This window comes from Mycolicibacterium xanthum (assembly GCF_019710635.1).
Taxonomy (GTDB): domain Bacteria; phylum Actinomycetota; class Actinomycetes; order Mycobacteriales; family Mycobacteriaceae; genus Mycobacterium; species Mycobacterium xanthum.
Genome location: NZ_JAIFZS010000037.1, coordinates 35,165 through 47,940 on the forward strand (window position 1 = coordinate 35,165; position 12,776 = coordinate 47,940).

General features: G+C 67.1%; 12 protein-coding genes. 1 reads left to right on the forward strand and 11 read right to left on the reverse strand.

Annotation, left to right across the window (positions count from 1 at the left end):
• Positions 1-4: 4 nt before the first annotated feature.
• Positions 5-802: a lysophospholipid acyltransferase family protein gene (locus tag JDV09_RS14460; protein WP_221369830.1), complete on the reverse strand. Its 798-nt coding sequence runs from the start codon at positions 800-802 to the stop codon at positions 5-7.
• A gap of 61 nt (positions 803-863) precedes the next feature.
• On the opposite strand from JDV09_RS14460, the gene JDV09_RS14465 reads away from it, so the two are divergent.
• Positions 864-1,925 (forward strand): NAD-dependent epimerase/dehydratase family protein, encoded by a 1,062-nt coding sequence (locus JDV09_RS14465; protein ID WP_221369831.1) that lies wholly within the window; start codon positions 864-866, stop codon positions 1,923-1,925.
• Positions 1,926-1,945: 20 nt separating this feature from the next.
• On the opposite strand, the gene JDV09_RS14470 is transcribed toward JDV09_RS14465, so the two are convergent.
• Genes JDV09_RS14470 through JDV09_RS14515 form a run of 10 tightly spaced genes read right to left on the reverse strand, consistent with a single transcriptional unit; the run spans position 1,946 to position 12,758 of the window.
• Entirely contained in the window at positions 1,946-2,752 is an 807-nt protein-coding gene (locus JDV09_RS14470; RefSeq protein ID WP_221369832.1) for an SDR family NAD(P)-dependent oxidoreductase, read from the reverse strand.
• 11 nt (positions 2,753-2,763) lie between these two features.
• Entirely contained in the window at positions 2,764-5,190 is a 2,427-nt protein-coding gene (locus JDV09_RS14475) for a CaiB/BaiF CoA transferase family protein (RefSeq protein ID WP_221369833.1), read from the reverse strand.
• Positions 5,191-5,197: 7 nt separating this feature from the next.
• The gene (locus JDV09_RS14480) at positions 5,198-6,166 is read right to left on the reverse strand and encodes an enoyl-CoA hydratase/isomerase family protein (protein ID WP_221369834.1); all 969 of its coding nucleotides are present in this window, start codon (positions 6,164-6,166) and stop codon (positions 5,198-5,200) included.
• Positions 6,159-7,292 (reverse strand): M24 family metallopeptidase, encoded by a 1,134-nt coding sequence (locus JDV09_RS14485; RefSeq protein ID WP_221369835.1) that lies wholly within the window; start codon positions 7,290-7,292, stop codon positions 6,159-6,161. The genes JDV09_RS14480 and JDV09_RS14485 overlap by 8 nt, the downstream gene beginning before the upstream one ends.
• Complete coding sequence (locus tag JDV09_RS14490; RefSeq protein ID WP_221369836.1) at positions 7,282-8,550, reverse strand: M24 family metallopeptidase; 1,269 nt, start codon at positions 8,548-8,550, stop codon at positions 7,282-7,284. The genes JDV09_RS14485 and JDV09_RS14490 overlap by 11 nt, the downstream gene beginning before the upstream one ends.
• A complete protein-coding gene (locus tag JDV09_RS14495) occupies positions 8,547-9,740 on the reverse strand; it encodes an amidohydrolase family protein (RefSeq protein ID WP_221369837.1) in 1,194 nt (397 codons plus the stop codon). The genes JDV09_RS14490 and JDV09_RS14495 overlap by 4 nt, the downstream gene beginning before the upstream one ends.
• Before the next feature lie 42 nt (positions 9,741-9,782).
• Positions 9,783-11,018 carry a cytochrome P450 gene (locus JDV09_RS14500; protein ID WP_221369838.1) on the reverse strand — a complete coding sequence of 412 codons (1,236 nt, stop codon included), beginning with the start codon at positions 11,016-11,018 and terminating at the stop codon, positions 9,783-9,785.
• Positions 11,019-11,021: 3 nt separating this feature from the next.
• Positions 11,022-11,216: a ferredoxin gene (locus JDV09_RS14505; protein WP_221369839.1), complete on the reverse strand. Its 195-nt coding sequence runs from the start codon at positions 11,214-11,216 to the stop codon at positions 11,022-11,024.
• 1 nt (position 11,217) lies between these two features.
• Complete coding sequence (locus tag JDV09_RS14510) at positions 11,218-11,925, reverse strand: TetR/AcrR family transcriptional regulator (RefSeq protein WP_372452926.1); 708 nt, start codon at positions 11,923-11,925, stop codon at positions 11,218-11,220.
• Positions 11,925-12,758, reverse strand: a complete 834-nt coding sequence (locus tag JDV09_RS14515; protein WP_221369841.1) for an SDR family NAD(P)-dependent oxidoreductase — start codon at positions 12,756-12,758, stop codon at positions 11,925-11,927. Before JDV09_RS14515 ends, JDV09_RS14510 begins: the two co-directional genes overlap by 1 nt.
• Between the last annotated feature and the right edge of the window lie 18 nt (positions 12,759-12,776).

The window sequence follows — 12,776 nt, forward strand, 5'->3', positions numbered from 1 at the left end:
AAGCTCAGCCCAGCACCGGGAATCGGCGCTCGCGGGCCAGGTCGTCGAGCGCTTTCTGCATCACCGAACGGACGTGCTCGTCGACCGCCTCGACGTCCGGGTCTTCACCGAACTGCGCCTCCACGTCGATGGGGTCCAGCACGCGGGTCACGATCTTGGATGGCAGCGGCAGGTTGGGTGGAAACATCACCGACAGGCCGAACGGAAGACCGACGCTGATCGGAAGGATCTCCACGCGTGCGCGGTTCAAGCCGACACGACGAGCGATCGACTCACCTCGGGCCAAGAAAATCTGGGTTTCCTGACCCCCTATCGAGACCATCGGAACGATCGGGACGCCGGACTCGATCGCAGTACGGACATAGCCCTTGCGGCCGTTGAAATCGATCCGGTTTCCGGTGCTGCTGGGCCGGTAGGCGTCGTAGTCGCCGCCGGGGAAGACCAGCACCACGCCGCCGTCGCGCAACGCTCCCGCGGCATTGTCCCGGCTGGCCTCGATGACGCCGGCCCGGCGCAGCAGGTCACCGAGCGGCCCGATGAACACACTGTCGTGCGCCAGCGTGTAGACCGGTCGGTCGAAACCGAAGCGTTCGTAGAACGCCGGGGCGAACACCAGCACATCGGGCGTGAACATGCCACCGGAGTGGTTGGACACGACCAGGGCGCCACCGGCGTCGGGAATCGAATCGATCCCACGCACCTCGGCGCGGAAGTATCGTCTGATCAGCGGCCCCACTCGATTCACGATCTGGCTCGTGAATCCGGGGTCCCATTTGGCCGTCTCGGCAAGGTCATCGGACATCGTGGCGAGATATGTTACTCTCCGATAAAGAGAATGTCATATCCGCAGGTAGGAGACTATAATGGCGGGCACCGTGCTGGTCACCGGCGGGTTTGGCCTGGTGGGTTCGGCCACCGTCCGACGACTGAGCGAGCTCGGCCGCACCGTCGTGGTGGCCGACCTGGAGAGCCCGGCCAACCGCACCGCGGCCGAGAACCTTCCCGCCGGGGTGTCCGTGCGGTGGGTCGACCTGACCGACGAGGACCAGACCGCGCGGATGGTCGCCGAGGTGGCGCCCGAGGCGATCATCCATCTCGCGGCGATCATCCCCCCGGCGATCTACAAGAACCGCACTCTGGCGCGGCGGGTCAACGTCGACGCCACGGCCACTCTCGTGCGCATCGCGGAGTCTCAGCCCACTCCCCCGCGCTTCGTCCAGGCTTCCAGCAACGCGGTGTACGGCGCCCGCAACCCGCATAGCGTGACCGGCCTGGAGACCGCGGACATGCCGATGAAGCGCTCCGACCTGTACAGCGCCACCAAGGCCGACGCGGAGTCCATCGTCCGGGCCTCGTCCCTGGAGTGGGTGGTGCTGCGCCTGGGTGGCGTGCTCAGCGTCGATCCCAAGGCGATTCCGTTCAACGCGGATGCGCTCTACTTCGAGAGCCTGCTGCCCACCGACGGCCGGATGCACAGTGTCGATGTCCGTGACGTCGCCTGGGCGTTCGCCGCCGCAACGACCGCCGACGTGGTGCACGAGATCCTGCTGATCGGCGGCGACGACTCGCACAAGTCGCTCTACGGTGAGATCACACCCGCGCTGGCCGCCGCACGCGGCCTCGCGGGCGGACTCGCCCCCGGCCGGAAGGGCAACCCGGACAGTGACGAGGACTGGTTCGTCACCGACTGGATGGACACCACCCGCGCACAGGAAGCGCTGCAGTTCCAGCACTATTCGTGGCAGGACATGATCGACGAGTCCCGCCGCAATGCTGGAGTATCACGGTACGCGCTGCAGATCGCGGCCCCACTCATTCGCGCCGTCCTCAAGCGGCGCGGCGCCTACTGGAGGCAACCAGGCCAGTACGCCGATCCGTGGGGGGCGATCAGGCGCAAGTTCGGAGATCCCTCGCCGGACAGTTAGCCGGACGGGTGGCTCCTAGCCTAGGCCGGTCCGAGGGTGGGCGCACCACCCTGGGGGTGGAAGTACCAGCCCCCGGCGGCGTGCGTGCCACCATCGACGTGGATCGTCTGCCCGGTGATGTAGCTGGCCATGTCGGATGCGAGAAACACTGCTGCAGAGGCCATTTCGTCGACATGTCCGGCGCGTCGCATCGGAATGCCATCGGCCAGTGAGCCCGAGATGTCCCCGGACGCGATGGCCTTCAGCCCCTCGGTCATGGTGAGGTCCGGGGCCAACGCGTTGACCCGGATTTCGTACGGGGCCAGTTCGAACGACGCGGTCTTGGTGTAGTTGATGACGCCGGCCTTCGCGGCCGCGTAGGCCGCGTAACCCGGTGCCGCGCGCACCCCCTCGATCGAGGTGATGTTGATGATGCTGCCCGGGGCACCGGCATCCACCAGCCGGCGCGCCACCCGCTGGGTGCACAGCAGCACGTGGCGCAGGTTGCTGCGGTACAACGCATCCCAACCGTTCTCGGTGGTCTGCAGTAGCGGCGAGTTGAACGTCCCGCCGGCGTTGTTGACCAGAATCGATACCGTGCCCAACGCACGCTCGGTGCGCTCCAGCGCCGCGTCGACCGCCGCCGCGTCCCGCACGTCGATGGGCTCGGCCAGGCCGCCGACCGCCTCCGCAGCAGCGGCGCAGGTGTCCGGATCGCGCTCCCAGATCGCGACCGACGCACCGAAGGCGGCCAACCCCTCGGCGATGCCCCGCCCGATGCCGGCTCCCGCGCCGGTGACGACGGCCACACGGCCCGTGAGCAGGATGTCCGATGGAGCGATCGTCATAGCAGACGAGGTTAGCGGGCGATGGTGTTGCCGATGACCCCATCCGCCTCCAGTCGGGCGATCTCCTCCTCGGCGACGCCCAACTCGCTCAGCAGCTCGTGGTTGTGCTGGCCGAGCAGCGGTGCGGGCGTGGTGTGCACGCGCTCGGGACCACCGCCCAGCCGGAAGGGCAGGGTGCTGTGGTCGGTGGTGGGGTTGATGGGGTGCTCGACCGCCTCGAAGAACCCGCGGGACTGCAGCTGTGCCAGTTCGGACTGCCGGTGCGGCTGCATCACCTTGCCCACCGGTACGCCGTGCTCCCACAGCGCGGTGACGATGTCGTCGCCGGTGCGCTCGGCGCACCACTGACCGAGATGCCGGTCGATCAGATCGTGGTGCGTCCGCCGGCCCGCCGCGGTGGCCAGCTCGGCTCCGGTCGCCCACTCCGGCCGCCCGAGCGCTTCGCAGAGCCCGGCCCACTGGGCGTCGGTGACCACCGCGATCGCGACCCAGCTGTCCAGGCGACCGAACTCGTCGATCTCGTTGGTGCGGTACAGGTTCTGCGGCGCGGCGGTCGGCCCTCGGTTGCCGGCGCGCTGCAGCAGGGCACCGTAGGTGGAGTACTCGATCACCTGCTCGGCAGCGATGTTGAGGGCGGCGTCGACCATCGACGCCTCCACGATCGAACCCTCACCGGTACGCCGTCGGTGTTCGAGCGCCAGCAGCAGTGCGTTCAGCGCGTGCACGCCGGCGTTCGGGTCACCGACTGAATACGGCTCGAACGGGTTGAGATCTGGATAGCCGGTCAGCCAGCTGATCCCGGCCGCCGCCTCGATGACGTAGGCGAACGCCGGGTTGTCCCGCCACGGTCCGTCCAGCCCGAAGCCGGGCATCCGCAACATGATGATGCCGGGTTGAACAGCCTTGACGGCGTCGTAGGTCAGGCCCATGCTCTCCAGGACGCGGGGCGTGAAGTTCTCGACCACCACGTCGGCGGTGGCGATGAACCGTTTGAGCAGCTCCCGTCCCTCGGCGCTCGCCAGGTTCAGGGTCACACCGCGTTTGTTGGTATTCAGGCCAGAGAAGATCGGCGAACGCTCCCACCAAGCCTCCTCGGTGGCCGGGATGCCGGCGATCAGCCGGGTGCCGTCCGGATGGCGGGTCGACTCGACGTGGATCACGTCGGCGCCCAGCATGGCCAGCAGATGGGTGCAGCTCGGCCCGGCCCAGAACGTCGTCATGTCGATGACGCGCACACCGGCGAACGGCAGCTCCCTTTCACCCGAACGTGCATTCCCTGTCACCGCCGAGCCGGATTCGCTACCGCGCGTGCACGTTCGCACGAGCTCGCGGTAGTGCTCGGTGTGCTCGCCAAGGCGGGGGGCCGGGGCCGGCGGGCGCAGCGTCGCCGGCGCGATCCGGTAGGGGTGGGTGGGCTGGGTGAAACCGTCGCGCGGGTTGACCACGAACGAGCCGCGCGCCACGAAATGGTCCAGGGAGGCGATGTTCTCGCCGTTGGCGACCGGAGCGTTCGGGATACGGAACGCGGTGGCCAGATCCCGGATTTCGTCGACGGTCTGGTCGGCCACCCAGGCGTAGAGTTCGTCGGCCTTCTCGTTGGCCTGCTCGGTGATCGACAGCGGCGAGTCCTCGTCGATCCACTCGTCATGGCCGGTCATCGCGCACAGGTCGAACCATTGCTGGGCGGTGCCGCAGCCGATGTCGACGAGGCCGTCCTTGGCGCGGGCGATGCCGGGCACGGTCAGCCGCCGGGCGTCGCGCCAGGGCCTGCCCAACATCTCGAAATAGCTCACCGGATAGTAGGTGAGTCCCAGCACCGAGGTCTCGAGCATCGACAGGTCGATCAGCTCGGCCCCGCCGCGCATCCGCGATGCCAGCGTCGCCACACTGGCGTAGGTGCCGGCAAGGTACTCGCCGACCTGCCCACCGACATACACCGGCGCCCGGTCCGGCGCGCCACGGCCGAGGCCGACGATCCCACCCGACCACGCCTGCAGGGTGAACTCCGTCGCCGGGCGGTCGTGCCACGGACCGTCCAACCCGAACGACGTGATCGCCGTGACGGTCAGATGCGGGTGCGACCGACGGATCTCCGACGGGCCGAACTCGGCCAGATCGGCTACGCCGGGACCAGGCGACCACACCACCGCATCAGCCCCGGCGAGCAGCGCGTTGACGAAATCGACATCGGATCCCGGATCGGCGACCACGCTGCGCTTGGAACACGCCAGGAAGGAGAACAGCGCACCGTCGGCGCCATCGGCGATGTCCGCCCCCGAGGCCGACCAGGCCCTGAGTGCATCACCCTGCGGGGGCTCGACCTTGACGATCTCGGCGCCGCCGTCGGCAAGCAGTTTGGTGCAGTAGGCGCCGGCGATCCCGTTGGACAGGTCGATGACGACGTAGCCGGAAAGGGGTGGATCAGGCACTGGAGGCACCGAAGTTCTAGTCCTCCTTGGCCCGGTTGCGCTTGCTCAACCGGAATTCGGGCGGGAACTTGCTGTCGTAGTCGTTGACCGCGGCGGACAGGCCGGAATCGATCGACTCGAACATGTCCAGGTCCTCGTCACTGTCGTTGGCGACCCCGTTGCCCATCGACTCGAAGAACGCACTGAGCAGGCTGCCCATGTACTCACCTTGTTGCTGCTTGAAGATCTCGAAGAACATCTTCTGCTGAAACACGGTGTCCACCGGGCGATTCCGCGCGCATGCCAGCGCGTACTTCTGGGTCTCGGCCTCCAGCTGGTCGCGCGCCACGACCTTGTTCAGGAAGTTGCAGTCGTACATCTCGGCGGCGGTGAACGGACGTCCGGTGAAGACCATCTCCTGGAACTTGCGCAGCCCCATCATCTGCACCCAGGTCCACATCCGTGGGCCCCAGCCGTGGTAGCGGAACGACGGATGACCGAACAGCGCATCGTCGGAGGAGATCACCAGGTCGGCGTCGGCGCACTGGTAGAAGTGCCAGCCGTAGCAGTAGCCCTTGGCCTCGACGATGCTGATCTTCTTGAAGTCCTGCAACGCGCGGTTGCCGGCCTGTGAGTTCGCATACCAGGAGCTGATCGTGGCGCCGTTGCGGAACGTCCCCTTCGGGGGATAGGTCACCGGGCCGATCCCCGCGACATCCGAGTCCTCCAGCCGGAGTTCGGCCAATCGCGCGGCGGGGTTGTCGTTGCCCTCCATGAACTCCGGGAGGTCCGCGCCGCTACCCAGGTTGTCCCCGACGCCGCGGATGATCACCACCTTGACGTCGTTGTCCGTGTTGGCCGCACGCAACACGTCGGCGTAGCGCAGGCGCGCCATCGAGGTGGGCGCGTTCAGGAACTCGGGACGGTTGAACGTGATGGTGGCGATCTTGGTCTTCGGATCCTTCTCGTAGAGAACGATCTCCTCGGGCGAGGGCCGCTCAGCCATGAACGGCTTCACCGTAGGCGGGGGCGGCCGAGAGCAGCTCGGCGCCGTCGGCGGTGATCAACACCGCATCACGGGTGAACACCGCTCCGACGCCCTGTTCCCAGACGTAGGCGGTGACCGCGAGCACCATGCCCTCTTCGAGGATGTCGGCCTCCGCGGTGGCCCGCAGACTCGGTGACACCACCGGCGGGTCGAAACCCAGGCCGAGGCCGTGCGCCACCGGCATGACCGGCAGTTGCTCACCGGCCTGCTGGTAGGCGTCCAACAACGCGCTGGTAGCCATGCCGGGTCGGCAGACCTCGACCAGCCTGTCCCACAAGGCATCTCGGCGCAGGTACAGCCCGCGCACGGCATCGGTCGGCTCACCGACGCAGAGCGTGCGGGCCAACTCGGCGACATATCCGTCGGCCAGCACCCCGGCCGACAACACCACCAGGTCACCCTCGCGTATCACACCGTCGTCCTCGACGCGGCGCCACGGATGCTCCTTCGACGTCACCCAGGCGGCCTCCTGGGTTGCCGGGGTACTCACCCCACCGGCGGCCTCCGCCTCCAACACCGCAGCGGTGATGGCCTTCGCGGTGGTCCCCGCACCGAGGGCTGCCACACCCGCGGCCAGGCCCTCCTCGGCGATCGCCAGCGCGTGACGCAACGCCTGCACCTCCTCGGGAGTCTTGACCCGGCGGGCAGCCTGCATGGCCTGCTCGGCGTCCACCAGCTCCGCGTTCGGGAAGGCCATCGGCAACAGCTTGGCAAAAGTCGGTGTCAGGGCATCGGTGCCGACGCGCCGTGCGGTGTCGGCGCCCTTGATGTTCTGCAGGATGCCGACCAATGTCATCGGGTTCCACGCGAACCCATACAGATTCTGGTGCGGGATCTCCTCGGGAATGCCCTCGTCCCATGTGCTGTTCAGATGGATCTCGCCGGTGGCGCGCACGAATTCGCAGATCGGCCCGAACGGGCGGGTGCCCACCACCCACAGCTGGGGGGCACCGGAAATGTAGCGGACGTTGGCCTGACGGCCGAGCACCAGCACGTCGATGTCGTGGGCCTCCATCTGGGCCAAGGCCCGCTCGCGACGACTGAAACGCAGAGCCCGGGCGTCGGCCTCGATCTCAATTCCCATTGGACACCTCATACGGTTCGTATGGATAGGCGGTCAGCGGCGTCCAGCCGCCCTCGGTGATCACCACGATCTCCTCGCCCCGATAGCCGCCGGTGCCGTCCTCCCACACCACCGGCTCGAACACCAACAACATGCCGGGCGGAAAGACGAAGTTATCGTCCCATTCCTGGCCGAGATCCGTTCCGATCATCGGCATTTCGGCCGCACTCGTTCCGATCCCATGACCCAGGTAGAAATGCGGCAGCCACGGCTTCTCCCCGCCGGCGGCCGCGGTCGCCGCACGTCCGAGGTCACCACAGGTGGCACCGGCCTTGGTCACCGACAGCACCCCGTCGACGATCCGGCTCCATTTGTCGAATTGGTGCTGCTGGGCCGGTGTCGGTTCCTGACCGACGATCCAGGTGCGCCCGTGGTCGGAGCAGTAGCCGTGGTACGAGATGGACACGTCGGTCCACAGCACATCGCCCTGTGCCAGTTCGCGCTCGGTCGTCAGCAGCGGCAGGGCGAGATCACCGGTGGTGGTCCAGGTTCCCTCGGCCTTCGATGTGGGCATGACCTGCCAGATCGAGTCGAACATGTTGGTGGTGGCGCCGAGTTCGAAAGTGCGACGCACGAATTCGGCAGAAAGGTCGATCTGACGGGCACCGGGTGCCAGCGACTTCTGAATCTCGGCGACGGCCAGTTCGGTGATCTGACAGGCCCGCCGGATGCAGGCGATCTGATCGATGGTCTTGACCAGTTTCGCTGCGCCGATCACCGGGCCCGCATCCACCGGCGCACTCGGGAACAGCACGCTGCCGGCCCGCCGCATCGCCCCGGTCAATTCGTCGGTCGCGACCGTCGCACCCGCCGGGATCAGACCGGCCAGGATCTTCGCGAATTCCGCCACACCTTCCTCGAATTCGAGGTAGACCGGCCCGTGCAGATGGTCATCGGGCAGGCCGGACTCCATCGCCGCGCCCTCGCGGAACGGCAGGAACAGGTGCGGGTGCTCGTCGCCGGCCAGGACCACCGCCACCGGCCGCTCGACATGCGACAACCCGGCGTCGGCCAGCGGCCAGCTGATGCCGGTGGCGTAGATGACGTTGCCGTTGCCCAGCAGGACCAGTGCGTCCACGCCCTGATCGGCCATCGCGGCATGCAGACGCGCGCCGACTTCTCTACGCATCCGGGCGAAGTCGGGCTCCTGCGGGATGTCCAGCCAGGTATACCCGGTCCGGGCGATCTCGGTGACGCCGTACTGGGTAGACGCCGTCACAAGACCCCCAGGAACTTCTGCACGTTGGTGCTGACGATCTTCACCGCGGCTTCGGCGCCGACCGCCTCGACCACCGACGCGAGCGACTTCTCCGAATAACCGAAAGTGCTCTCGTTGTGCGGGTAGTCCGAGGACCACATCACGTTGTCCACGCCGATCTGGTCGATCAGCTGCAGGCCGAGCGGGTCGACCATGAACGACGCGCTCATGTGCTTTGACCAGTAGTCGCGCACCGGGTGCTCGAGCTGATGGTTGAACATGTGCCGGTAGGAGGCCAGCATGTGCTCGGCATCCTGCAAAGCGGTGGGCACCCAGGCGATCCCGCCCTCGAACCAGCCGACCTTGAGGCTGGGATGCCGATCCAGGATTCCCGAGAACACGTACTTGGCGAACTGCTCGCGGAACGAGTCGACGTTGACCATCATGCCGACTACCACGCTGTTGTTCTGGCACGGCGTCTTGGGCGGGGTCTCGCCGATGTGGTGGCTGACCGGCAGGCCGGCCGCCTCGATCTCATCCCAGACCGCGTCCATGTCGGTGCTGCCGTAGTCGTAGATGTTGCCGTCGTCGTCCTTGCCCGGGTTCAGCGGCAGCAGGAACGTCTTGAGCCCCAGCGACTTGAGCTCGGCGAGGGTGGCCCGGGTTCCAGCGGGGTCCCACCAGTTGATCAGCCCGACGCCGTAGAAGCGACCGTTGGAGCGCTCCTGCAAGTCGGCGATGTGCTCGTTGTAGATCCGGAACACCCGCTCCCGCAGCGCTTTGTCCGGGTAATGAAACAAGGCGAGTACAGCGTTCGGAAAGGCGAGTTCCTTGTCGATGCCGTCCTCTTTGAGCTCGCGGATGCGGGCCTCGATGTTGTTCGACGCCGCTCCGGCCAGGTCGTCGTACTGCATGAGCACCCGCCCGAAGTCACCACCGGTCCAGGCCTTACCCTTCATGCCGACCATGTAGGCACCGTCCTCGTACCAGATGCGCGGGGCGGCACCCTTGAGTTCCTCGGGGAAGCGCTCGTAGAAGATGTCTTCGGCCACCGAGATGTGGTTGTCGGCCGAGAAGATCTCGGTCCCGGCCGGCAGCCCTGCGACACTGCCGGTCGAATGGCCGTGGCGGTTCTTGGGTGCGCCGAAACCCTCCGGGGGATAGAGCGTGGTCGGGGGGTGGGTGGGTGATACTCCAGTTGCGCTGGTCATTCTGGTCTCCAATCAGGGCTGTGGGATGTGGGGTTCGGGTGGCTACCAGGTCACAGGCACTTCGTAGACGCCGTAGGCGAGGTGGTCTTCCGCGAACGGCACCTCATCGAACGGGATCGCCAACTTCATGTTGGGCATGCGGCGCAGCACTGTGGGGAACACGATCTGCATCTCGGCACGGGCCAGCTGCTGGCCGACGCATTGATGCCGGCCGTACCCGAATCCCAACTGCTGGCTGGCATCGCGGGTCAGATCCAGCGTGCCGGGGTTGGCGTACATGGCGGGATCCCAGTTGGCCGGAGCCAGATCCAGGATCACGCCCTCACCGGCCTTGATGGTCTCGCCGGCGATCTCGATGTCCTCCAGCGCCACCCGGCGCTGACCGGTCTGGATGATCGACAGGTACCGCATCAACTCCTCGACGGCGTTCGCGATGAACTTGGGATCGTCGGAGTCACGCAGCAGCGCGGCCTGTTCGGGGTTCTCCAACAACGCCAGCAGACCGAGCCCGATCATGTTGGCGGTGGTCTCGTGCCCGGCGATCAGCAGGCCGGTGCCCAGCTGCGCGGCTTCCTTGACGTCGATCTCGCCGGCGGTGACACGTTCGGCGAGGTCGGAGATGGCGTCCTCGGCGGGCTCGTCCTGCTTCTTCTTCACCAGGTTGATCAGGTACTGGTGCAGAGTCATTGCGCCCTTTTGCATGGCGTCGGCCGCGGCGTAGCGGGCCAGCCCGGCGTTGGCGTGCTCCTGGAAGAACTCGTGGTCCTCGTAGGGCACGCCGAGCATGTCACTGATCACCCGGGTCGGCACCGGCAGGGCCAGCTTCGCAACCAAGTCGGCGGGCTGGGGTCCGGCCAGGATCTCGTCGATGCACTGGTCGGTGACCTGCTGGATGACGCTGCGAAGCGTCTCCACGCGGCGGAAGGTGAACGGCTTGGACAGCATCCGCCGGAAGCGGGTGTGCTCCTCGGCGTCGGAGGTGAACACCGAGCGCGGCCGCTTGTCGACCGTGGAAAGCATGTGCTCGTTCCAGTGCGGGAATCCGCTCTTACGGTCATCGACGCTGATCCGCGAATCGGCGAACAGCGACCGGGCCGCCTCGTAGCCGGTCACCAGCCACGGGGTGCTGCCGTTCCAGATCCGCACCCGCGACAGCGGCTTGGTCTCGTTCATCTCGAGTAGCTCGGGCGGCGGCGCGAACGGGCACCGCGCGTCGCGCTGCATCGGGTACTCCGGAAGCTGGGCTTCGACGGTGCCTTCGGCGAGCGTGTCGGTCATGTACTACTCCTCGATGTGGATGGCGAGGGCCGGGCAGGCGGCCGCGGCCCTTCGGGTCTGTTCGGCGAGTTCCGGGCCCGGCTCGGCGATCAACAGCACGACGACCCCGTCGTCGTCGCGCTGGTCGAAGACCTCACCGGCGTTGAGCACGCACTGGCCCGAGGAGACACACTTGTCCTGGACGACGGTGACTTTCATGTCAGGGCAGCTCCGTGACCGGCGCGTACCAGAGGCCGACGATCGCGTCGATCAGGCCGCTGGCCGCGGCCTGCCAGGTCGGCCGCCCCACCGCGGAGCCCTTGGCCAGGAGCCGTTCCCAATCGGCGCAGCTGTGCATCAACAGGTTGCGGCCCATGATGTTGCGTTCGACGCGCACCTCGACCGGCAGCTCCGGCAGGCATCCGTTGATGCCGTCGAGGACCTGGACCAGCGACGGCGAGGACAACGCGTCCTTGACGATGATGTTGTGGTAGGCCGGATCGGTCATCACCTGGGCCGCGAACCGCGCGTACCAGGTCGGGTTGCCCAACTCCGCCAGGTGGTCGGTCAGCGGACAGACCAGGGCGGCCACCCAGTCCCGCATGTCCTTCGAGTCGCCGATCTCGGCGACTCGTCGCTCGCGGAGCTCTTCGATGGGTCCACGGTGCTTCTGCTCGATCGCGCGCACCAGGTCGGCCTTGGTGCCGAAGTGGTAGCCGACCGCGGCGTTGTTGCCCTGCCCGGCAGCCTCGCTGACCTGGCGGTTCGACACGGCGAACACGCCGTGTTCGGCGTAGAGCCGTTCGGCCGCCTTCAGGATCGCCTCCTGCGTGTTGCTGGCACGGTCGGCACGCACTGTCCGGGCTGTCGTCACTCCCCCAGTGAACCGGGTCACAGCCACTAAGTCAAGCGACTGATTTAAAACAATCACAGGCCGTCGTCCCCGGGGCCTCCCTTACGGACGATCACCTTGCCCGCGGTGGTCCCGCCGTCCACCGGCAGCACCGTGCCCGTCACATAGCGGGACCGGTCGGTCGCGAGGTACATCGCGGCCTCGGCGACGTCTTCGGCCGTGCCCTCCCGCTTGAGCGGACGATCGTCACGCATCTGCTGGCGGATCCTGGCCTCGAACCGCTCGAGGCGTTCACGGTCCTCGTCGGTGGCCGAGGTCGCCAGGATGGGCGTCGGGATGTTGCCCGGTGCCAGGCAGTTGACCCGCACCTCATAGTGCGCCAGGTCGATCGCCGCACACTTGCTGAAGTGGATGATCGCCGCCTTGGACGCACGGTAGACCGAGACGCCGCCACCCGCCTGGATGCCGCCGATCGAGCCGAGGTTGATGATCGACCCGCCCCCGTGCTCGGACATGTACTTGCCGGCATCACGGGTACCTGCCATCAGGCCGAGCAGGTTGACGCGCATCACCCGGTCGAATTCCTCGAAGTCCTCGGCGAACAGGCCCTTGCGCAGCGGACTCGAGATCCCGGCGTTGTTGACCATGACGTCGAGCCCCCCGAAGGTCGCGACCGCCGTCGCCACCAGGTCCGCGACCTGGCCCTGTTCCGCGACATCGGTCGGGTGGAACACCGCCGACCACCCGGCCTCCGTGAGCTCGCCGGCGAGGGCTTCGCCGAGTTCCTTGCGTACGTCGGCGATCACGACGCTGGCGCCCTCGGCGGCGAACCGCTCGACGATGCCTCGCCCGATCCCTGATGCCCCCCCGGTGACGACGGCAACCTTGCCGGCGAGTTCGTCAGCCATCTTGGTGTCCTTTCAGTG